General features: G+C 63.6%; 18 protein-coding genes and 1 pseudogene. 6 read left to right on the top strand and 13 right to left on the bottom strand.

Translation table 11 applies throughout. From position 1 onward, the window contains the following. Positions 1-46: 46 nt before the first annotated feature. Genes IM737_RS08695 through IM737_RS08715 form a run of 5 tightly spaced genes read right to left on the bottom strand, consistent with a single transcriptional unit; the run spans position 47 to position 5,878 of the window. Entirely contained in the window at positions 47-1,057 is a 1,011-nt protein-coding gene (locus tag IM737_RS08695; RefSeq protein ID WP_236899523.1) for an ABC transporter substrate-binding protein, read from the bottom strand. Positions 1,058-1,080: 23 nt separating this feature from the next. Then, positions 1,081-2,547 carry an aldehyde dehydrogenase gene (locus tag IM737_RS08700; RefSeq protein WP_236899524.1) on the bottom strand — a complete coding sequence of 489 codons (1,467 nt, stop codon included), beginning with the start codon at positions 2,545-2,547 and terminating at the stop codon, positions 1,081-1,083. Between the two features lie 7 nt (positions 2,548-2,554). After that, positions 2,555-3,592 carry an LLM class flavin-dependent oxidoreductase gene (locus IM737_RS08705; RefSeq protein WP_236899525.1) on the bottom strand — a complete coding sequence of 346 codons (1,038 nt, stop codon included), beginning with the start codon at positions 3,590-3,592 and terminating at the stop codon, positions 2,555-2,557. Continuing rightward, a complete protein-coding gene (locus IM737_RS08710; protein ID WP_236899526.1) occupies positions 3,589-5,304 on the bottom strand; it encodes an alpha/beta fold hydrolase in 1,716 nt (571 codons plus the stop codon). Before IM737_RS08710 ends, IM737_RS08705 begins: the two co-directional genes overlap by 4 nt. Beyond that, positions 5,276-5,878, bottom strand: a complete 603-nt coding sequence (locus IM737_RS08715; protein WP_236899527.1) for an amino acid synthesis family protein — start codon at positions 5,876-5,878, stop codon at positions 5,276-5,278. The genes IM737_RS08710 and IM737_RS08715 overlap by 29 nt, the downstream gene beginning before the upstream one ends. Before the next feature lie 95 nt (positions 5,879-5,973). Here IM737_RS08715 and IM737_RS08720 point away from each other — a divergent pair, with 95 nt between their 5' ends. Both IM737_RS08720 and IM737_RS08725 read left to right on the top strand, forming a co-directional pair. After that, complete coding sequence (locus IM737_RS08720; protein WP_236899528.1) at positions 5,974-6,669, top strand: GntR family transcriptional regulator; 696 nt, start codon at positions 5,974-5,976, stop codon at positions 6,667-6,669. Further along, positions 6,669-6,962 carry a DUF1330 domain-containing protein gene (locus IM737_RS08725; protein ID WP_336886235.1) on the top strand — a complete coding sequence of 98 codons (294 nt, stop codon included), beginning with the start codon at positions 6,669-6,671 and terminating at the stop codon, positions 6,960-6,962. Before IM737_RS08720 ends, IM737_RS08725 begins: the two co-directional genes overlap by 1 nt. Before the next feature lie 30 nt (positions 6,963-6,992). On the opposite strand, the pseudogene IM737_RS08730 reads toward IM737_RS08725, so the two are convergent. The 8 genes and pseudogenes from IM737_RS08730 to IM737_RS08765 form a co-directional block, all read right to left on the bottom strand. Then, a pseudogene (locus IM737_RS08730) lies at positions 6,993-7,097 on the bottom strand (bifunctional methylenetetrahydrofolate dehydrogenase/methenyltetrahydrofolate cyclohydrolase); the annotation flags it as partial. 36 nt (positions 7,098-7,133) lie between these two features. Further along, positions 7,134-8,018 (bottom strand): formyltetrahydrofolate deformylase, encoded by an 885-nt coding sequence (gene purU / locus IM737_RS08735; RefSeq protein WP_236899529.1) that lies wholly within the window; start codon positions 8,016-8,018, stop codon positions 7,134-7,136. Between the two features lie 34 nt (positions 8,019-8,052). Continuing rightward, entirely contained in the window at positions 8,053-9,360 is a 1,308-nt protein-coding gene (glnT, locus tag IM737_RS08740; RefSeq protein ID WP_236899530.1) for a type III glutamate--ammonia ligase, read from the bottom strand. Positions 9,361-9,408: 48 nt separating this feature from the next. Continuing rightward, a complete protein-coding gene (locus IM737_RS08745; protein ID WP_236899531.1) occupies positions 9,409-10,737 on the bottom strand; it encodes an FMN-binding glutamate synthase family protein in 1,329 nt (442 codons plus the stop codon). 7 nt (positions 10,738-10,744) lie between these two features. Next, positions 10,745-11,431, bottom strand: a complete 687-nt coding sequence (locus IM737_RS08750) for a GXGXG domain-containing protein (protein ID WP_236899532.1) — start codon at positions 11,429-11,431, stop codon at positions 10,745-10,747. 3 nt (positions 11,432-11,434) lie between these two features. Next, positions 11,435-12,331, bottom strand: a complete 897-nt coding sequence (locus IM737_RS08755; RefSeq protein ID WP_236899533.1) for a class II glutamine amidotransferase — start codon at positions 12,329-12,331, stop codon at positions 11,435-11,437. Between the two features lie 232 nt (positions 12,332-12,563). Continuing rightward, entirely contained in the window at positions 12,564-13,214 is a 651-nt protein-coding gene (locus IM737_RS08760; RefSeq protein WP_236899895.1) for a helix-turn-helix domain-containing protein, read from the bottom strand. A 99-nt stretch (positions 13,215-13,313) separates the two neighbouring features. Then, the gene (locus tag IM737_RS08765; protein WP_236899534.1) at positions 13,314-14,285 is read right to left on the bottom strand and encodes a GlxA family transcriptional regulator; all 972 of its coding nucleotides are present in this window, start codon (positions 14,283-14,285) and stop codon (positions 13,314-13,316) included. 89 nt (positions 14,286-14,374) lie between these two features. Here IM737_RS08765 and IM737_RS08770 point away from each other — a divergent pair, with 89 nt between their 5' ends. The 4 genes from IM737_RS08770 to IM737_RS08785 are packed head-to-tail and all read left to right on the top strand — an operon-like array spanning position 14,375 to position 19,437. Beyond that, positions 14,375-15,625: a sarcosine oxidase subunit beta family protein gene (locus tag IM737_RS08770; protein WP_236899535.1), complete on the top strand. Its 1,251-nt coding sequence runs from the start codon at positions 14,375-14,377 to the stop codon at positions 15,623-15,625. Between the two features lie 20 nt (positions 15,626-15,645). Continuing rightward, a complete protein-coding gene (locus IM737_RS08775) occupies positions 15,646-15,909 on the top strand; it encodes a sarcosine oxidase subunit delta (RefSeq protein WP_236899536.1) in 264 nt (87 codons plus the stop codon). Then, entirely contained in the window at positions 15,906-18,866 is a 2,961-nt protein-coding gene (locus IM737_RS08780; RefSeq protein ID WP_236899537.1) for a sarcosine oxidase subunit alpha family protein, read from the top strand. The genes IM737_RS08775 and IM737_RS08780 overlap by 4 nt, the downstream gene beginning before the upstream one ends. Next, a complete protein-coding gene (locus tag IM737_RS08785) occupies positions 18,859-19,437 on the top strand; it encodes a sarcosine oxidase subunit gamma (RefSeq protein ID WP_236899538.1) in 579 nt (192 codons plus the stop codon). The genes IM737_RS08780 and IM737_RS08785 overlap by 8 nt, the downstream gene beginning before the upstream one ends. Positions 19,438-19,535 lie beyond the last annotated feature (98 nt).

The following is a 19,535-nucleotide window of genomic DNA, read 5'->3' on the forward strand; positions in this document are numbered from 1 at the left end:
CAAAAGCGCATTGGCAACCCCGACCGTGGCCGGGGTTGCCCGGATCTTATTGAGCCTGCCAAGCGTACCAGCGATTGCCGATCTCGTCCCGGTTCGTGGCCCAGTAGGCAAGATCCGCATTCACTTGCTCGGCCGTCTGCGCATCGGGGAGCGTCGCCCGGACGGCGGCATCCATCAAGTCGGCCGAATCCAGATTGATCGGGGCGTAGCCCGAAGCTGCCGCGAACGCCGCCTGCCCCTCTGGGCTGGTTGCTTCAGCGATGAACTTCATCGCAGCGTCCTTGTTGGTCGTACCCTTGGGGACGACGAGCGCGTCGGCGGCAGTGACATTCTGCTGCCAGCTGATGCCCACATCCACACCCGACATTTCGAGCGCTGCGAGGCGTCCGTTCCAGAAGAAGCCGATAGGGGCCTCGCCCGAGGCAAGCAACTGCTGGGACTGGGCGCCGCCGTCCCACCAGATGATTTCAGATTTGATCGTGTCGAGCTTGGCAAAGGCCCTGTCGAGATCAAGCGGATAGAGCTGGTCGGGTGCGACGCCATCGGCCAGCAACGCTGCCTCGATCACGCCGGGCGCAGCCCACTTGTAGAAGGTGCGTTTGCCGGGAAATTTTGTGGTGTCGAAGAGATCGGCCAGAGTGGCGGGCTGGTCGCCGGTGAAATTGGCCGGGTTCCAACCCAGCACGAAAGAGTAGTAGAACGAGCCCACCGCGTAGTCGGAGACGAACCGCGGATCGAGCCGGGACTTATCGATGATGGTGAAATCCAGCGGTTCCAGCAGCCCTTGCTCGGCGGCCTGCAGGGCATAGTCGTACTCGACATCGACCACATCCCACACCACCGACCCAGCCTCGACCATGGCTTTGATCTTGCCATAGTCGGTGGGGCCGTCCTGGGCCACCACGGTGCCGGTTGCATCGCTGAACGGCTTGGCCCAGAAGGCGCTTTGCGCATCCTGGGTGGTTCCGCCCCATGACGTGAAAACAATCGTCTGCGCTTGGGCGGCCGAAACCGCCAGCGTACCCGCGAAAGCCAAGCCGAGCAGTAAACGTTTCATAGTCGTCTCCTTTGCATTGTCCCTCAGCGCATGACGAACGGGTCCGGGATCGGACTGTCCGAGGTGCGCAGCCACACGGTTTTCACCGTCGTGTAGTCGAGTGCCGCTGCCAGGCCGCCTTCCCGGCCGAAACCTGACAGACCGTGTCCGCCGAAGGGCGCCATCGGCGAAACGGCACGATAGGTATTGACCCAGACAACACCGGCGCGAATGCCGCGGATCATGCGGTGGGCGCGGGTGAGGTTCTGCGTGAAGACGCCCGACGCCAGCCCGTATCGGGTCTCATTGGCCAGCGTCAGCGCGTGCTCCTCATCCTTGAAGCCAAGGACCGAGAGGACGGGCCCGAAGAGCTCTTCGGTCAAGCAAGGTGCTTGTGGCGCATCCGAGCAATCGAGAATGGTGGGAGGATAGAACTGTCCCGTGTCAGCGTCCGGCGTGCCGCCAGCGATCAGGCGAGCGCCGCAAGCCAGGGACTCCGCGACGACCCGGACAATGCGATCTCGCTGCCGCGCGGTGCAGAGCGGACCGACTTCGGTGGCCATGTCGTCGGGCGCGCCCATACGCACGGCTTCCGCCTTCTGCTTGAGCCGGGCGAGCAAGACGGCCTTGACGCTCTCCTCGACGAGCAGGCGCGAGCCGGCGACGCAGCTTTGCCCAGTGGCCGCAAAGATAGCCGCCACCTGCGCGTTTGCTGCACTTTCCAGATCGGCGTCCGCAAAGACGATAAAAGGCGACTTGCCGCCCAGTTCGAGCGAGGTTCGCGCCAGGTTTTCCGCCGAACCGCGCACCACGTGGCGGGCAGTCTCGACCCCGCCGGTAAAGGCGATATGGGCGACCTTGGGATGGGTGGTCAGCACCTGACCGCAGGTTGCTCCGAAGCCGGTAATGATGTTGACCACACCAGGCGGAAAGCCTGCCTCATGGACGAGTCGGGCGAATTCGAGCAGCGGAGCCGGGCCATCCTCGGAGGCCTTGACCACCAGGGTGCAACCGGCCGCCAGGGCGGGCCCGATCTTGACAGCCGACAGGAACAACTGGCTGTTCCAGGGCACGATGGCGGCGACCACGCCCACCGGCTCGCGGCGCAGCCACACCTCCATGTCCGGCTTGTCGATCGGCAGGTGAGCCCCTTCGATCTTGTCGGCGAGACCGGCATAGTAGCGGTAGTAGTCGGCGACATAGGCGATCTGGGCGGAGGTTTCGCGGATGATCTTGCCGGTATCGCGCGTTTCGATTTGGGCGAGGCGGGGGGCCGCCTGCTGCACGAGATCTGCCAACCGCATCAGTAGCTTGCCACGGGCGGTGGCCGTGAGTCCGGCCCATTCCGGCGCCAGGAATGCACGATGGGCGGCCTCAACGGCGCGCTCGACATCGGCGGCGCGGGCCTCGGGCATCATCGCCCAGGGCTTGCCCGTGGCGGGGTCGATGCTTTCAAAGCTCGCCGCCCCGGGTTCGAACTTGCCATCGATATAGAGCTGAAAGCGGTCCATCTGATCCTCAGGCGAATGCCGGCATGACATCGCGGATGAAACGCTCGAGCGAGGCGCGCTTGCGCTCAAAGCTCATGCCGCTGTCGATCCAGAACGAGAACTGATCATAGCCCATTGCCGCATAGGATCTGATCCTGTCGATCACCTCGGGCGCCTCACCGACGATCTGGTTCTGGCGCATCGCCTGCGGCGAGTAGAACGGGTGGGCCGCGATCTCCTCAGGCGTCAGGGCTTCAATGAGCCCCATGGAAATGGGCCGCTCATTTTTGAACCAGGCGCCGAAATAGTTGTAGAAGGTGTTCAGTTCCTCGGCGCCACGCTGCGCATCGGCCTCGTTGTCGGCCACGTAGGTATGGCGCAGCACCATGATCTGGGGACGCGGCTGCTCGGGAAATTTGGCGCAGGCCGCGTTGAAGCGATCCATCAGGCTCTGCACTTCCTCGTCGCCGAAATGGAGCGGCGTCACCTGCACGTTGCAGCCGTTGGCAACCGCGAAATCATGGCTGTTGGGGTCGCGTGCCGCCAGCCAGATCGGCGGGTGCGGCTGCTGCAGCGGCATCGGCGAAGAGGTCGTCTTGGGAAAGCTCCAGAACTCGCCCTCATGGGTATAGTCGCCCTGCCAGAGTTTTTTGACCGCGGGGATCAGCTCGCGCATGCGTTGCCCGGCGCCCCAGGCGTCCAGCCCCGGGACGAGCCGCTCGTATTCGAAGCCGTAGGCGCCACGAGCGATGCCAAGGTCGAGCCGCCCGTCCATGATGATGTCGGCCATTGCCGCTTCGCCGGCCAGGGCAATGGGGTGCCAGAAGGGGGCAACCACCGTGCCGGTCCCTAGCCGCACCCGCGAGGTGCGGCGCGCTATGTCGACCAGATTGAGCAGCGGGTTGGGCGCAATGGTGAAGTTCATGCCGTGGTGTTCGCCGGTCCAGATGGCGTGCATGCCGCCCTCGTCGGCCATGCGGCACAGTTCGATCATTTCTTCATAGAGCTGTTTCTGGTCGTCGCTGGCCGAAACGCGCTCCATATGGACAAAGAGCGAGAACTTCATGGCGCTAGCCTTTCCGCGACAGGCGTCACGCGCCCCTGCTCGTGATTGCCGAAATAGACGCCGTAATTGCCCATGCGGGACTCCTCGGCCAGACGCTGCAACATGACGCGGATGGCCGGATCGGCGACACGGGACATGCTTTCCACCGTGAGATCGACCAGCATGCCATGGGCAGGAAGGCCGCTGGCTGTCGGGCAACGGAAGGCGATGTGCTGGGAGCCGCGCTCGACATTGTCGTAGACGGCGTAGATGGAGCCCGGCTCGGCCTGGAGGCCGGTTTGCCCGATCAGCTTTTCAAGCGATGCCTGAACGCCCGCCCGCTCGACGCGCATCGATGGCAGCGTCAGCGCCCCGGTGCCATCGTCGATCAACAGAACCTGTCCAGGCGCCTCCAGGATTGCCGAAATCACGACGTCGGGCCCGGTTGGCAATTTCACCGCAGTTTGCGCGGGGGTGACGTACGCGCCGCGGTAATAGCCAAGGCCAGGCGCCTGAGTAACGTCAAAGTCGACGATCTGCCCGATGAGAATGGTGTGGTCACCCGCACTCACCACCTGGTGCATGTCACAGTCGAACCAGGCCGAGGTTCCAGCGATCACCGGCGATCCGGCGGGACCGTTTTCCCAGGCGAGACCAGCGAAACGATCTTCCACCGGCTTGGCAAAGGTTGCCGAGACAGCCTTCTGGTCCTCGGCCAGGATGTTGACGGCAAAGCCGAGTGCACCGACGAAGGCGGCATGGCTGCGCGAGGTATTGGCGATGGACACCAGCAACAATGGCGGGTCCATCGATACCGAGGAAAACGAGTTGGCGGTAAAGCCCAGCGGCTTACCATCAGGCCCGTTGGTCGTGACCACGGTCACGCCGGTCATGAAGCAGCCGAAAGCATCGCGGAGGGCACGGGGCGTCCGGCCGGTGACGGGGGGAGCCTGGCGCATGTTCAACCACTCGCTGAGTTTGGCGTTGACCAGGTCTGGCGCGGTCAGCGCGACCATATGACGGTGCCCGGGAATGACCGCCGCCACCCCCGATTGTACGGCATTTGCTATGGCTTGACTCATGTCCGGCGACGAGTTGGCGTCGTCTTCCCCGGTCAGTATCAGCGCCGGACAGGCGATTGCGCCCAGCCGGCCGACATAGGCCGTGTCGCCTTCGGCAAAGGCCCGATAAGCGGTCGCATAGCTCTGGCGGTCCATGCCGCCAAGCCAGCCGGCGACCCGCTTGCGGAATGGCCCGTCCTCATCGCCGAACCAACGCGCGATCGGTCCGTTGATACCGTTTTCGCCCCGCGCAATTTCGTCGGCACGCGCCAACACCGACTGGCGCAAGGCCGCCCCGCGTTGGTAAACGGCGCTGAGCAGCGCCACCCGACGGGTCAGGTCGGGACGTGCTATTGCAAGCCCCGCTGCAATAAGTGCGCCCATCGAGTGCCCGGCCACATTGACCGGCCCAAGGGCAAGCGCCTCGACGACGCTGGCGCCCCAGTCGACGTAATCCTCAAGGCGCGCCGTCGGCGCGAGCGGGTCGCTGCCGCCGTGGCCGGGCATGTCAATGGCGATCACGTGGTGATGGTCCGAAAGTGCCGCAATCTGCGGCTCCCAGACTTCGGCCCGCAGCCCGACACCATGGATGAGAACCAGCGGCTCTCCGGCCCCTGCCTCGAGCAGCCGGACCTTGCGACCGTCAGATAGCAGCAGGATTCGCGACGTCATGGCCCAAATCCTTGAGATCCTGATAGCGATCGCCAATCCGATGGTGGGGTCGGCCGCCAATGGACGCACCCAGGGCCACGACGATCTCGTCGGCGGACGGAGCATCGGGAATGGCAAACTGAATGGTGAGGTAGTGCGAGCGCCGACCTTCGTCGACCTTGTCCATCAGCGGGATCATAATGGGGCAATTGGCAGGCCCGCGGGTATTGGTGAAAGCCAGATAGGTCTTGGCGCCGACCGCTTCCCGATAGTGGTTGCCGAAGCGGAGGGTGTGAATGAGCGCCGAAGCATGCTCGATCTCGCCATCAAGGCCGACCACGGCCGCCTTGCCATAGCCCTCGACGGCTGCGCCGCCACCGGCCGCATCGCAGATCATCTGGGTCAGAAGGGCTCCCAGCTCGGGCGCCACATCGTGAATTTCCGGCTTGAGATCGGCAACGAAATCACGCCCTGCCCAGGGATTTGTCACGACCGCGGCCGCCGCGATCAGCTTGAGTGGACGGGCAGCGGGACGTCTGCCTTCAACAAGTGTCGTCTCAATGGAAAGAAACGTCTTTCGAATTTGCGCAGCCACAGCATGCTCCTCAGAAGCGTTGCTGTAAGTTGGTATACCATAAGACGGAATGTCAAGGCATTGCGTTGCTAACCTCACCCAATTATGGTGCCGGTATGATCATCATGCCGAATCTCAAGATCGAGTCTTTCCCGCAAACTCTGCGTGAAATCTGCGTAGACCGGCTCCGCCGGGCTATCATTTCGGGTTACTTCGCACCCGGTGAGCGGTTGGTAGAGCGAGCCCTTTGCGAGCAGCTGGATGTGTCGCGCTCGGTAGTCCGGGAGGCGATCCGATATCTCGAGGCAGAGGGCTTGGTGGTCCTCCTGCCCCGCAGCGGGCCAATGGTTGCCCGGCTCGACTGGGAGCAGGCCCGGCAAATCTATGATATTCGATTGCTGCTTGAGGCGGAGGCTGCCGCTGACTGCGCCCGCAAGGCCGATGCGGCAGCCAAGGCCGCCCTGAGTCAGGCGCTGACCGCCCTCGAGGCCGCCAGCCAGGCCCCTGAGCCTGATCGGTTGTATGACGCGTCCACCCACTTCTATCAGGTCATTTTCGAGGTCGCAGGACACGACGTTGCCTGGGAAATCGTGCAGCGGCTCAATGGCCGCATCTCCCGCCTACGGGCGCTGACATTGGCGACGACCGACCGGCATGTGTCGGGTCCAGCGCGGATGGCGCGCATCGCCGGCGCCATTGCTGCAAATGACCCTGCGGCGGCTGCGACTGCGGTTCGGGAGCATCTTGCGGAGGCGGCTGAAATCGCGCATCGCCTGCTGGAAAAGCCAAATGGCGCGGCGGGCACAGCCTGATGGCCGCCTACTGGATAGCGCATGTCACGGTCACCGACCCTGACGCCTATGCCGGCTATCAAGCACTCGCCCCCAAAGCCTTCGCCCAGTTCGGGGCACGCTTTCTGGCGCGGGGTGGCACGGCGGAGACTTTGGAAGGCCCGGCCTTTGCACGTCATGTGGTGATCGAGTTTCCAGATCTTGCGGCGGCGCGGGCTTGCTACGAGTCCGACGCGTATAGCGCAGCCCGCGCCAAACGAGCGGGGGCCGCGAACGTTCACATCGTCATCGTCGACGGCGTCAAGCTTGGCTGAGGGCCTGCCACCGATGGAGGTACAGGACATCGGCGATGGCCGGCCGGTAGCGCGATACGCGGCGGTCACCGTATTGGCCATTAACATGGCAATGGTCATCGGACCGACGTCGCCAGGCACTGGCGCAATGACAGCGCCCATGGACGTATTTCGAACAGTGGGTGAAAGGTCTTAGCCCAGCCGTTCTGAGGCATAGCTGCCGGGGCTCGGTGGGAAGACGATCGTACGGCTGCCATTGAGCAGCACACGACGGTGGATGTGGGCGTGCACGGCCCTGGCCAATACCTGGCTCTCGACGTCGCGACCGAGGGCGATGTAGTCGGCCGGACTCTGGGCGTGGGTAACACGGACAATGTCCTGCTCGATGATCGGACCTTCGTCGAGATCCTCGGTCACATAGTGCGCAGTGGCGCCGATCAGCTTTACACCACGCTCATAGGCCTGCTTGTAGGGGTTGGCGCCCTTGAAGCTGGGCAGGAACGAGTGGTGGATATTGATGATCCGCCCCGACATCTTGCGACACACCGCTTCGGACAGCACCTGCATGTAACGCGCCAGAATGATCAGTTCGGTGCCCGATTGCTCGACGACGCTCATCAACCGAGCCTCCGCCTCTGCCTTGTTGGCTTTGGTGACGGGGATGTGGTGGAACGGAATATCGTTGTTGACCACCACTTTCTGATAGTCGAAATGGTTGGACACCACCCCCACGATATCGATCGGCAGGCCGCCGATCTGCCAGCGATAAAGCAGGTCATTGAGGCAATGACCGAAGCGCGACACCATGAGCAGCACTTTCATCTTGTGCGCGGCGTCATTGATGGTGGCGGTCATGCCGAAGGATTTGGCGACCGGCTCAAATCCTTCAGTCAGCGCCACCCCGTCGTGGCCTTCCTCGCTGACGAAGGTCACGCGCATGAAGAAGCGCCCCGTCTCCTGATCGTCCATCTGGGCGCTGTCAGTGATGTTGCAGCCCATGCCGGACAGATATCCGGCGATCGCGGCGACGATGCCGCGGCGCGACGCGCAGCTGACGGTTAGGACGTAGGCAGTCATCGATGAACCTTTTGGCTGCGGGACTTGGGCGAGCTCAGATATCGAGCGTGCTTTCGCGTTCCCATGCGGTGAAGTGGGACGCATAGGCATTCCATTCGCCATGCTTGAGCTTGAGATAGGCGGCAGAAAATTCCGGGCCCATTGCCTGCTTGAGGCTGTCGTCCTTGTCATATTCGCGCAGCGCGTCCAGCAGGTTGAGCGGCAGACGTGGCGCGTCTGTCACCAGATGCCCTTCCTGATACATGTCGATATCGTAGCGCTTGCCGGGATCGGCCTTGCGCCGAACGCCGTCGAGCCCTGCGGCGATGATGATCGATTGCAGCAGATAGGGGTTCACCGCTCCGTCAGGCAGGCGCAGTTCGAACCGCCCGGGACCTGGAACGCGCACCATGTGGGTGCGGTTGTTACCAGTCCAGGTCACCGAATTGGGTGCCCAGGTTGCACCCGAAATCGTGCGGGGGGCGTTGATGCGCTTATAGGAATTGACCGTCGGATTGGTGATGGCGGCCAGCGCGGAGGCATGGGTCATGATGCCGCCCAGAAAGTTCCGCCCCTTGGCGGAGAGCCCCAGTTCCATGGACTTGTCGGCAAAGACGTTGGTCGTGCCGGCCTCGTCCCATACCGAGACATGGCAGTGGCAGCCATTGCCGGTCTGCCCCTCGAAGGGCTTGGGCATGAAGGTAGCGCGGAAGCCGTGCTTTTCGGCGACCGACTTGATCATGAACTTGAAGAATGAATGCCGGTCGGCCGTTTTGAGGGCATCATCGAAGGCCCAGTTCATCTCGAACTGACCATTGGCGTCTTCATGGTCGTTCTGATACGGGCCCCAGCCCAGCTCAAGCATGTAGTCGCAGACTTCGGTGATGACGTCGTAGCGACGCATGACGGCCTGCTGATCGTAGCAGGGCTTGGCGGCCGTATCATACTGGTCCGAAATCTGCTGGCCATCGGCACCGATAATGAAGAACTCGGCCTCGACGCCGGTCTTGACGTGCATGCCTTCTGCAGCCGCCTCAGCGACCAGGCGCTTGAGCGTATTGCGCGGCGCCTGGGCGACCGATCGTTCTTCCATCACGCAATCGGCGGCAACCCAGGCGACTTCGGGTTTCCAGGGCAACTGGATCACCGAGGACGGATCCGGTACGGCGAAGAGATCTGGATGGGCAGGGGTGAGGTCAAGCCAGGTTGCGAATCCAGCAAAGCCGGCGCCGTCCCGCTCCATGTCGGCAATGGCCTGGCTCGGCACCAGCTTGGCGCGCTGGCCACCAAACAGGTCGGTGTAGCTGATCAGGAAATACTTGACGCCACGCTGCTGGGCGAAGTCCGCAAGTTCGCTGCTCATAGGAAGTCCTTTCAAGGCATCGGCTCAGGCAGTGAAGGGTTAGGGGCGTCAGAATCCGGACCGGCCGGGAATCCAGTCGGTGCCCGCGAGCGGAACGCCGGCCATGGCCGCTGCTTCCAATGTCAGCGCACACAGGTCCTCGGGTTCGAGATTGTGCACATGGTTTTTCCCGCAGGCACGCGCGATGGTCTGGGTTTCCAGGGTCATGACCTTGAGGTAGTTGGCGAGGCGACGGCCTGCGGCCACCGGGTCCAGCCGCTGGCTAAGCTCTGGGTTCTGCGTGGTGATACCCGCCGGGTCCTTGCCCTCATGCCAGTCGTCGTAGGCGCCCGCCGTCGTGCCCAAAGCCTGATACTCGGCCTCCCAGCGCGGATCGTTGTCCCCGATGGCCACCAGCGCCGCCGTACCAATCGAAACGGCGTCGGCACCCAGTGCCAGCGCCTTGGCGACATCGGCGCCGTTGCGGATGCCACCTGAAACCACCAGTTGCACCTTGCGGTGCATGCCCAGGTCCTGCAGCGCCTGCACGGCTGGTCGGATGCAGGCCAGGATCGGCTGGCCGACATTTTCGATGAACACTTCCTGCGTGGCGGCGGTGCCGCCTTGCATGCCGTCAAGCACGACAACGTCGGCACCGGCCTTCACCGCAAGCGCAGTGTCATAATAGGGCCGCGCGCCACCGATCTTGACGTAGATCGGCTTTTCCCAATCGGTGATTTCGCGGAGCTCCATGATCTTGATTTCAAGATCATCCGGTCCGGTCCAGTCAGGATGGCGGCAGGCCGAACGTTGGTCAATGCCCTTGGGCAGCGTGCGCATTTCGGCGACGCGATCGGAGATTTTCTGGCCGAGCAGCATGCCGCCACCGCCGGGCTTGGCCCCTTGACCCACCACCACTTCAATAGCGTCGGCGCGGCGGAGATCGCGCGGGTTCATGCCATAGCGCGAGGGCAGATACTGATAGACCAGGACTTGCGAATGGCCCCGCTCTTCCTCGGTCATGCCGCCATCGCCCGTGGTGGTGGAGGTACCCGCCAGGCTGGCGCCTCGCCCCAGGGCCTCCTTGGCCTGGCCCGAAAGCGAGCCGAAGCTCATGCCGGCAATGGTAATGGGGATCTTGAGTTCGATCGGCTTTTTGGCAAAGCGGGCGCCGAGCACGACACTCGTGTCGCATCGCTCGCGATAGCCCTCGAGCGGGTAGCGCGAGATCGAAGCGCCCAGGAACAGCAGATCGTCGAAATGGGGCACCTTGCGCTTGGCGCCACCGCCACGGATGTCGTAGATGCCGGTCGCCGCGGCCCGGCGAATTTCAGAAAGGGTATAGGCATCGAAGGTGGCCGATTGGCGCGGAACGGTAGGCGGATTTTGATAGCTCATCTTGGCCTCAATACGCGTCGGCGTTGTCGATGTTGAAATTGTAGAGCGTGCGGGCGGAGCCGTAGCGAGTGAACTCGGAAGGCTCGACATCATCGATGCCGGCGCGTTCGAGCAGGTCCGCCAGAATTGCCAGATGCTCGTCGCGCATCGGCTTCTCGACGCAGTCGGCACCCAGACTCTTGACGCTGCCGCGAACAAACAGGCGCGCTTCATAGAGGGAGTCGCCAAGCGCCTCACCGGCATCGCCCAACACGACAAGATTGCCCGACTGGCCCATGAAGGCCGACATGTGGCCCACGCTGCCGCGCACGACGATGTCGATGCCCTTCATCGAAATGCCGCACCGCGAAGCGGCATTTCCGTCGATGATCAGCAGTCCACCGCGCCCGGTCGCACCGGCATACTGGCTGGCATCGCCCTTGATGTGCACAATTCCTGACATCATGTTTTCGGCGACGCCGGGGCCGGCAGAGCCATGCACCGTCACCGTGCCCTGGCTGTTCATGCCGCCGCAGTAATAGCCGACGCTGCCATGCACATCGACATGCAGCGGGGCATCGATGCCCACGGCGACCGAATGGGCGCCGCGCGGGTTGAGAACCTCCCAGGCGGTGTCGTTGCTGCCCGATTGCGTGGCGTGCAGTTGCGCATTGAGTTCGCGCAAGGTGGCGGTCGCCAGATCGAAAGTGGCCATGACCTAATGCTCCCAGAAATAGACGGTGGCCGGCTCCGGCTCCCAGACGCGGGCGCTCTCGATGCCCGGCAGGTTGACCAGTGCGCGATATTCGGAGCCGAACGCCACATAACGATCGGTTTCGGCCATGATGGCCGGTTTGCAGGCGATGGGGTCGCGGACGACGCCAAAGCCTGAGCCCGTACCCACGACAAAAGTGAAGAAGCCGTCGAGATCGCTGAGACCGCTCTCCAGCGCCTCACCCAGATTCATGCCGTGCGCGATCTTGTTGGAGATGTAGGCGGCGGCAACTTCACTGTCGTTTTCGGTTTCAAAGCGAACACCGTCGCGCTTGAGCTCCCGCCGCAGATTGTTGTGGTTGGAGAGCGAGCCGTTATGCACCAGGCACTCGTCCGGGCCGGTCGAGAATGGATGGGCGCCCATCGTCGTCACGGCGGACTCCGTTGCCATGCGGGTGTGGCCGATGCCGTGTGTGCCGCTCATGCTGGCAACCGAGAACCGCTTGACCACCTCGGCGGGCAGCCCCACTTCCTTGTAGATTTCGACGCTTTCACCCCGCCCCATGACGCGGATCGCGGGGCGCAGCTCAGCGAGTGCGGCACGGGCCAGTTCGAGGACCGCCAGCGGGAGGGTGATCACGGCGTGGCTGCTCTTGCGGATAACCGCAACTGGAGCAGCAAGCGTCTCACCTAGAGCCGTTTCGAGACCGGCAAAATCAACGTCGGGATTGGCCGACTGCACGGTGATCTTGGCCTGTCCGGGCGTGGCTGAACCGTAAATGGCAATGCCGGCGCTATCGGGTCCGCGGTCGGTCATAACGATCAGCATTTCGGACAACATCGCGCCGAGCTGCGGTTCCAGCGTCTTGTCCTTCAGGAATAGCCCGACGATTCCGCACATATTTTAAGCTCCGCTCGGTTCATGCCCAATCGGTAGCACCTTCACTTCATGATTTCAACTAGTACGAATATTACTTTCGTACAGAGAAACATTCGGGGCGGGCGTGGCCGGTCCTGCGCTCGAAACGCAGGCAGGCGCAGCGTTGCGGGGAACTGCCCCGCGATCACACTGAGGGGATTAGCCCCACGGAACGCGGACAAGTCGGCGAGGCAGGCAGCGGTGTCGGCCGGAACTAACGCTGCGGGTAGGAAATAATCGACAGGAAGCGGATGGGCAGGGTCACCAACACCTCTGGCCCATGCGGCGCATCGGCGTCGAAAAAGAAGCTGTCCCCGGGCTGCAGCGTGTACAGCGTGTCACCGTGGCGATAGTGGACCTCACCCTCGAGCATGTAGATGAATTCCATGCCCTCATGCTGGAAGGCCGGAAACACGTCAGAGTTGGCCGTAAGGGTGATCAGGTAGGGTTCTACGGTGACCCCGCTGGTATTGTCACCGAGATGGCCCAGCAGATTATATTGATGGCCCGAGCGCGTCCCGCGCCGTTCGATCTCGACCCCCTCCCCGGCCTTGACCAGCACCGCGCTGTGGCTTTCTTCAAAGCCGCGAAACAAGGCCGATACGGGCACGCCCAGGGCCCGCGACAAGGACTGCAGTGTGCGCAGCGATGGAGAGATTGTGCCGTTCTCTATCTTGGACAGCATGCCCATGGAGATGCCGGTCGCCGACGATAGATCGGCACCGGTGATGCCCAACTGGCGCCGATACGAGCGGACCTCGCGTCCGATTGCCAGCTCAAGATTGTATTCCTTTGGCTCTCGCAGCGCGTGCGGATCCTGGGTCAGCGCCGGCACTTGGCTGATCGCCGCAGGCTGGGTGGGCATTGTGGAACCAGGCTGGGTTTGGCGCTTTGATTTCTTGTCCATGCAACACAATGCGCTGCGCGCCAAAGGTTTCAACCGATACCTTGAAGAACATTTCCGTTATCCAGAGGAAAGCCGCTGACGGTCAGCCCGTGGCGACTGGCCGAAATGGCGGCGATAGGCGCGGGAAAAATGCGCAGGCTCGGAAAATCCCGCCGCCAACGCGATCTCCGAGATCGAGAGCAGGCTCTGCCGGACGAGGCGCCTGGCGTGGTCGAGCCGGATGCCACGATAGACGTCGGTGTAGCTGCGCCGCAAATGGATGGCGAATAACCGGTCCAGATGACGCGGCGTGATGCTGACAAGTCGTGCCATGGCGGCACGCGGCAACGGCGCTTCGATCCGGCTTTCCATGGCTTCGAGCGCCGCCAGAAGTGTGGGATGATGTGCGCCATAGCGTTCGGCCAGACTGGTGCGCTGCGGCGCTTCGGACGGATCGATATGGGTATGCAGGAACCAGTCGCTGACGCGGTGAGCGAAGTCAGCACCCTGACGCTCGGCGATAAGCGCGTGCATCAGATCGAGCGGAGCCACGCCGCCGCCGCAGGTGATGCGGTCACCATCGATGACGAAGCGGCTACGCTCGGGGACCAGATCGGGAAATGTCTCGACCAGCATTGGCGCATGTTCCCAGTGGATGGTGAAACGGCGCCGCTGCAGCAGGCCTGCGGCCGCCAACACATACGGGCCACCCGAAATGCCGCCCAGGCGGACCCCGTCAAGGGCCATGCGGCGAAGGGTTGCGATGACCTCTGGATCCAGCCAGGCGGCCGGATTGCCGCCGGCACAGACAAACACTGTATGCAGCCCCCTGCCGTTCCGCGGGAGGGGCTCGGCGGCGATGGGCAGATCGGCCGACGCGCTGACCGCCCTCCCACCGGGCGCAAAGATGCGCACCCGATAGAGTTCTGCACCTGCCAGCAGGTTTGCCGCGCGCAGGGGTTCGATTGCCGAGGCGAATGACATAAGCGCAAAGTCCGGCAGCAGGATGAAACCGATTTCCTGGGCAACGGCGGGATCATGATCGGACATGTCCGTTCTGTACCAAAATGTGTCTGTGCAAGACAAGTCTGCTGCGCGATTTGGCGCATTGTCGGGGCAGTTGGAGCCAGACCCTCGCCATGCGCTACTCTGCCCTATCGCTGTTCCTGAAGGGCCTGGGGGGCAACAAGGGTTGGGCGCCGGCCTGGCGCAGCCCCGACCCCAAGCCGCATTACGATGTCATCATTGTCGGCGGCGGCGGGCATGGATTGGCGACGGCCTATTATTTGGCAACCGAATTTGGCATCACCAACGTCGCGGTGCTGGAGAAGGGCTGGCTCGGTTCGGGCAATATCGGGCGAAACACCACGATCATCCGCTCCAACTATCTGCTGGAAGGCAACGAGCCCTTCTACGAATTTTCCATGAAGCTGTGGGAGGGGCTGGAGCAGGCGTTCAATTTCAACGCCATGGTCTCCCAGCGCGGCGTGCTCAATCTCTATCACTCCGATGCGCAGCGCGATGCCTTTACCCGACGCGGCAATGCAATGGCCATGCACAGCGTCGATGCGGAACTGCTCGATCGGGAAGCCGTGCGTAAGATGGTGCCGTTTCTCTCGTTCGACAATGCACGCTTCCCGATCCGTGGCGGGTTGCTGCAGCGTCGCGGCGGCACTGTGCGCCATGACGCGGTTGCCTGGGGCTATGCCCGCGGCGCCGATCAGCGCGGCATCGATATCATCCAGAACTGCGAAGTCACCGGCATCCGCATGGATGCCGGCCAGGTGGTTGGCGTCGAAACCAGTCGCGGCTTCATCGGCACCAAGCGGCTGGCACTGGCGGCGGCCGGTAACTCGACGGTGGTGGCGGATATGGCCGGGCTGCGCCTGCCAATCGAAAGCCATGTGTTGCAGGCTTTCGTGACCGAAGGGCTCAAGCCCTTCATCGACACTGTCGTCACCTTCGGCGCCGGACACTTCTATGTATCGCAGTCCGACAAGGGAGGGTTGGTGTTTGGCGGCGATATCGAGGGCTACAATTCCTATGCCCAGCGCGGCAACCTGTCGGGCGTGGAGCATGTCGCCGAAGCCGGCGTCGCCATGATCCCGGCGCTATCGCGCATCCGCTTGCTGCGCTCCTGGGGCGGCATCATGGACATGAGCATGGATGGCTCGCCCATTATCGACAAGACCCCGATCGACAATCTCTACCTCAACGCCGGCTGGTGCTATGGCGGGTTCAAGGCGACGCCGGCTTCCGGCTGGTGCTTTGCCCATCTGATCGCCCGCGACCAGCCCCATCCGCTGGCCCGCGCCTTCCGGCTGGACCGCTTTGCCCGCGGCTTTGCCATCGATGAAAAGGGCGTCGGCGCCCAGCCCAACCTGCACTAGGTCAATCGGAAAGCACCCTCATGGCCAGCCTGTTGTCCTGCCCCCATTGCGGCACCCGTCCCAGGGAGGAATTCACCGTGCGCGGCGATGCCACGCTGATCCGTCCGGCCGCGGACGCGCCGCAAAGCGAATGGGAGGCGTATGTCTTCCTGCGCGACAATCCGCGCGGCTGGCACAAGGAGCACTGGCACCACACCGGTGGTTGCCGGCGCTGGCTGGTGGTGGAACGCCACACCGTCAGCCACGCGATCAGAAGCGTCGTGGATGCGGGGATGCGGGCATGACCTCCTATCGCCTCGCCTCGGGCGGACGCATTGATCGTACAGCGACTGTCCGATTCAGCTTCGACGGCCTAGCGCTTACGGGCCACCCGGGTGACACGCTGGCCTCGGCGCTGCTGGCCAATGGCCGCCAGCTGGTGGGGCGCAGCTTCAAATACCATCGTCCGCGCGGCATTCTGACGGCAGGCGCGGCCGAGCCCAACGCTCTCGTAACGCTCGGGGAAGGCGGCCGAACCGAGGCCAATACCCGCGCGACCATGGTGGAAATCCATCCCGGTCTCGTAGCGCGCAGCCAGAACCGCTGGCCCTCGCTTGATTTGGATCTGGGGGCCATCACCAGCCTGGCGGCGCCGTTTCTCGGTGCCGGATTCTACTACAAGACCTTCATGTGGCCGTCTGCCTTTTGGGAACGGGTCTATGAACCGTTGATCCGCAAGGCCGCCGGCCTTGGTCGCGCCAGCTTTGAAGCCGACCCGGACAGCTATGAAAAAAGCTGGGCTCATTGTGATCTTCTGGTCGTGGGGTCGGGACCATCAGGGCTCGCCGCCGCGCTGACCGCCGCACGGGCCGGCGCCCGCGTCATCCTGGCGGACGAAAGTGCCGAGCTCGGAGGGTCGCTGCTGGCCGAGACCGGCTCGGTCGATGGCGTTTCCGCCGCCGGCTTCGTCGCCGCAACATTGGCGGAACTGGCCAGTTTCCCCAAGGTCAGGCGGCTGGCTCGAACGACAGTTGTCGGCTGGTACGACGATGGTGTGTTCGGGGCGCTGGAACGGGTCCAGAAGCATGTCGGCGCAATCGACCCAGACCATCCAGTCGAACGGTTCTGGCGCATCCAGGCCCGGCAGGCGATTGTGGCCGCCGGGGCCGAGGAACGTCCGATGGTCTTCGGCGGCAATGATGTGCCGGGCGTGATGCTCGCCGGGGCGATGCGCACCTATGCCAATCGCTACGGCATCGCCCCCGGCCGTCGCGTCGCCGTGTTCACCGCTGGTCCCTCCGGCTATCGCACCGCAGCAGACCTTGAAGCCCTGGGCGTCGAGGTCGTGGCTATCATCGATCCAGGTGAACCCGCGCCGGGCAGCTACACCGGCAAGGCCCGGGTCTTGAGCAATAGCGTGGTTGCCGGGACCGGTGGGCGAAAGTCATTGAGCGGCATCACCGTGCGCGGACCCAACGGCGAAGAAACCATCGCCGTTGACGCGCTGGCCATGTCGGCTGGCTGGAGCCCGATCGTCAACCTGGCCTGCCATCGTGGCGACAAGCCGGTATGGTCCGAAAGCCACGCCGCGTTTCTACCGCCGCAGTCGCGTGATGGCCTAGCCGTGGCCGGTGCGGCAGCGGGGGTCTATGGCATCGCCGCCGGCCTGGCCGATGGTGCCGACCAGGCGGTTATCGCACTGAGCGCATTGGGCATCGGGGCCAAGCCCGCCGTTTTCGATGCCGGACAAGCAACGCCCGAGCGGCCTGGCAAAGCGTTCTGGTTTGTGGAGCAGCCGATTGGCAAGGCGTTCGTCGACTATCAGAACGATGTCCACCTCAAGGATCTGGGGCTAGCCGTGCGCGAGGGCTATGGCCATGTGGAACTGGCCAAGCGCTACACCACAAACGGCATGGCGACCGACCAGGGCAAACTGTCCAATATCAACGCCATCGGCATCCTCGCGGCGGTACGGGGCGTGTCGCCCGATGCTGTGGGTACGACGACTTATCGCCCGTTCTACACGCCGGTCTCCTTTGGTGCGCTGACCGGTGTGTCGACTGGCGCCCATTTCCAGCCGATGCGGCGCTCGCCTTTGCATGATTGGGCCGAACGCCAGGGCGCCAGCTTCGTCGAGACCGGCCTCTGGTATCGCTCGGCCTGGTTCCCGCGCCCGGGTGAGACGACCTGGCGGCAGAGCGTCGACCGGGAGGTCAACGCCGTCCGCACCGCCGCCGGGCTGTGCGATGTCTCCACCTTGGGCAAGATCGAGATCGTCGGTGCGGACGCGGCGGAGTTTCTCAATCGCGTCTATTGCAACGCCTTCCTCAAGCTGCCCGTGGGCAAGGCCCGCTACGGCATCATGCTGCGCGAGGACGGCATGATCTATGATGACGGCACAACCAGCCGCCTGGGCGAAAATCGCTACTTCATGACGACGACGACAGCGCTGGCGGCTGGTGTTCTCACTCATCTCGAATATTGCGCCCAGGTGCTCTGGCCAGAACTCGATGTGCGGCTGGCATCGGTAACCGACCAATGGGCGCAGATGGCCGTAGCCGGACCCCGCTCGCGCGACATCCTCGCCGGCATCGTCGATGCCGACCTTTCCGAAGCGGCATTTCCGTTTCTCGCGGCACGCGAGGTGACGCTGTTCGGTGGCCAGATCGCGGCGCGGCTGTTCCGGATTTCGTTTTCGGGTGAGCTGGCATTCGAACTGGCGGTGCCGGCCGGTTTTGGCAGCGCGGTGGCCGATGCAATCATGCAAGCGGGCGCTGCCATGGGGATCACGGCCTACGGCACCGAGGCACTGGGCGTTCTGCGCATCGAAATGGGCCACGTCACCCATGCGGAGATCAACGGCACCGTGACACCGGGCGATCTGGGCTTCGGGCGCATGGTGTCGGCCAACAAGCCCGTTTTCATCGGCAAGGCCATGCTGGGCCGCGAGGGTGTACAGGCCGCCGACCGCCCGCAACTGGTGGGGGTCAAGCCGCTCGACGCCACCGAAAGTTTTGCTACCGGCGCCCACCTGCTCGCGCCAGGGGCGGCCCCGTCGATGGCCAATGATCTGGGCTATGTCACCTCAAGCTGCTTCTCCCCGACGCTCGGGCACACGATTGGTCTGGCACTGGTGCGCGGCGGTCCGCAGCGCCTCGGCGAGGAGGTGACGCTCTGGAACAAGCTGGCCGGAAAGACCACCCGCGCCGTCCTGTGTTCGCCGGCATTTTACGCTCCGCAGGGAGAACCAGCGCATGTTTGATATCAGACTTGTCAGCAAGGCAGCGCTGGCGGACGCACGATTTGGGCAGTCTGGCGCAATCGGGCCCAAGGGCCCTGGAGTGGTCCTGTCCGCCCTGCCCGAGACATCGCTCCTGTCGCTGCTGGCCGCTCCTGATGCCGTTGCCTTACTGGAGCGTCTGGCTGCACTTGCGACGCATGAACAGGCGCAATTGCGTTCGGCTGGCTATGCGCAGTGGCTGTTGATCGGTGCAGTTGGGACGTCGTTGGACCTCGTCGCAATTGAGGCGGCACTGGGCCGGGACGCCGCCTTGGTCGATCTGGGGCATGCCCGTGTCCGCATCAGTATTGCCGGACCCAGTGCAGCGGACGCGCTGGCAAAGGGATGCGCGATTGATCTCGACCCCGAAGCCTTTCCACCGGGTCGATCTGCCCAGACCCTGCTCGGCCACATCGGTGTCCATCTGACCCGGATTGGGCCTGAGGCGTTTGAGTTGATCGTCATGCGCAGCTTTGCACTCAATCTGTGGCAGGACCTGCTTGTCCTCAGCCGCGCGTTCGGAGTTGACGCCCGTGCGGCAACCGACTTGTAGGGGATGACGATGCCGCCACAACCCGCACCCAGAACGGCGACTTGAGCCATTCGCGGCCGTCTCACACCTCGTTGGATAGCCCGTGGCCTGCCATTCGA

It is taken from the genome of Devosia sp. SL43 (assembly GCF_021729885.1).
Taxonomy (GTDB): domain Bacteria; phylum Pseudomonadota; class Alphaproteobacteria; order Rhizobiales; family Devosiaceae; genus Devosia.

Coding starts and splice junctions, on each gene's coding strand:
- IM737_RS08705 (WP_236899525.1), bottom strand. CDS start 3,592: ATGAAGTTCTCGCTCTTTGTCCATATGGAGCGCGTTTCGGCCAGCGAC.
- IM737_RS08720 (WP_236899528.1), top strand. CDS start 5,974: ATGATCATCATGCCGAATCTCAAGATCGAGTCTTTCCCGCAAACTCTG.
- IM737_RS08770 (WP_236899535.1), top strand. CDS start 14,375: ATGCGCTACTCTGCCCTATCGCTGTTCCTGAAGGGCCTGGGGGGCAAC.
- glnT (WP_236899530.1), bottom strand. CDS start 9,360: ATGAGCAGCGAACTTGCGGACTTCGCCCAGCAGCGTGGCGTCAAGTAT.
- IM737_RS08750 (WP_236899532.1), bottom strand. CDS start 11,431: ATGGCCACTTTCGATCTGGCGACCGCCACCTTGCGCGAACTCAATGCG.
- IM737_RS08755 (WP_236899533.1), bottom strand. CDS start 12,331: ATGTGCGGAATCGTCGGGCTATTCCTGAAGGACAAGACGCTGGAACCG.
- IM737_RS08780 (WP_236899537.1), top strand. CDS start 15,906: ATGACCTCCTATCGCCTCGCCTCGGGCGGACGCATTGATCGTACAGCG.
- IM737_RS08745 (WP_236899531.1), bottom strand. CDS start 10,737: ATGAGCTATCAAAATCCGCCTACCGTTCCGCGCCAATCGGCCACCTTC.
- IM737_RS08760 (WP_236899895.1), bottom strand. CDS start 13,214: ATGCCCACCCAGCCTGCGGCGATCAGCCAAGTGCCGGCGCTGACCCAG.
- purU (WP_236899529.1), bottom strand. CDS start 8,018: ATGACTGCCTACGTCCTAACCGTCAGCTGCGCGTCGCGCCGCGGCATC.
- IM737_RS08725 (WP_336886235.1), top strand. CDS start 6,669: ATGGCCGCCTACTGGATAGCGCATGTCACGGTCACCGACCCTGACGCC.
- IM737_RS08710 (WP_236899526.1), bottom strand. CDS start 5,304: ATGACGTCGCGAATCCTGCTGCTATCTGACGGTCGCAAGGTCCGGCTG.
- IM737_RS08695 (WP_236899523.1), bottom strand. CDS start 1,057: ATGAAACGTTTACTGCTCGGCTTGGCTTTCGCGGGTACGCTGGCGGTT.
- IM737_RS08785 (WP_236899538.1), top strand. CDS start 18,859: ATGTTTGATATCAGACTTGTCAGCAAGGCAGCGCTGGCGGACGCACGA.
- IM737_RS08775 (WP_236899536.1), top strand. CDS start 15,646: ATGGCCAGCCTGTTGTCCTGCCCCCATTGCGGCACCCGTCCCAGGGAG.
- IM737_RS08700 (WP_236899524.1), bottom strand. CDS start 2,547: ATGGACCGCTTTCAGCTCTATATCGATGGCAAGTTCGAACCCGGGGCG.
- IM737_RS08765 (WP_236899534.1), bottom strand. CDS start 14,285: ATGTCCGATCATGATCCCGCCGTTGCCCAGGAAATCGGTTTCATCCTG.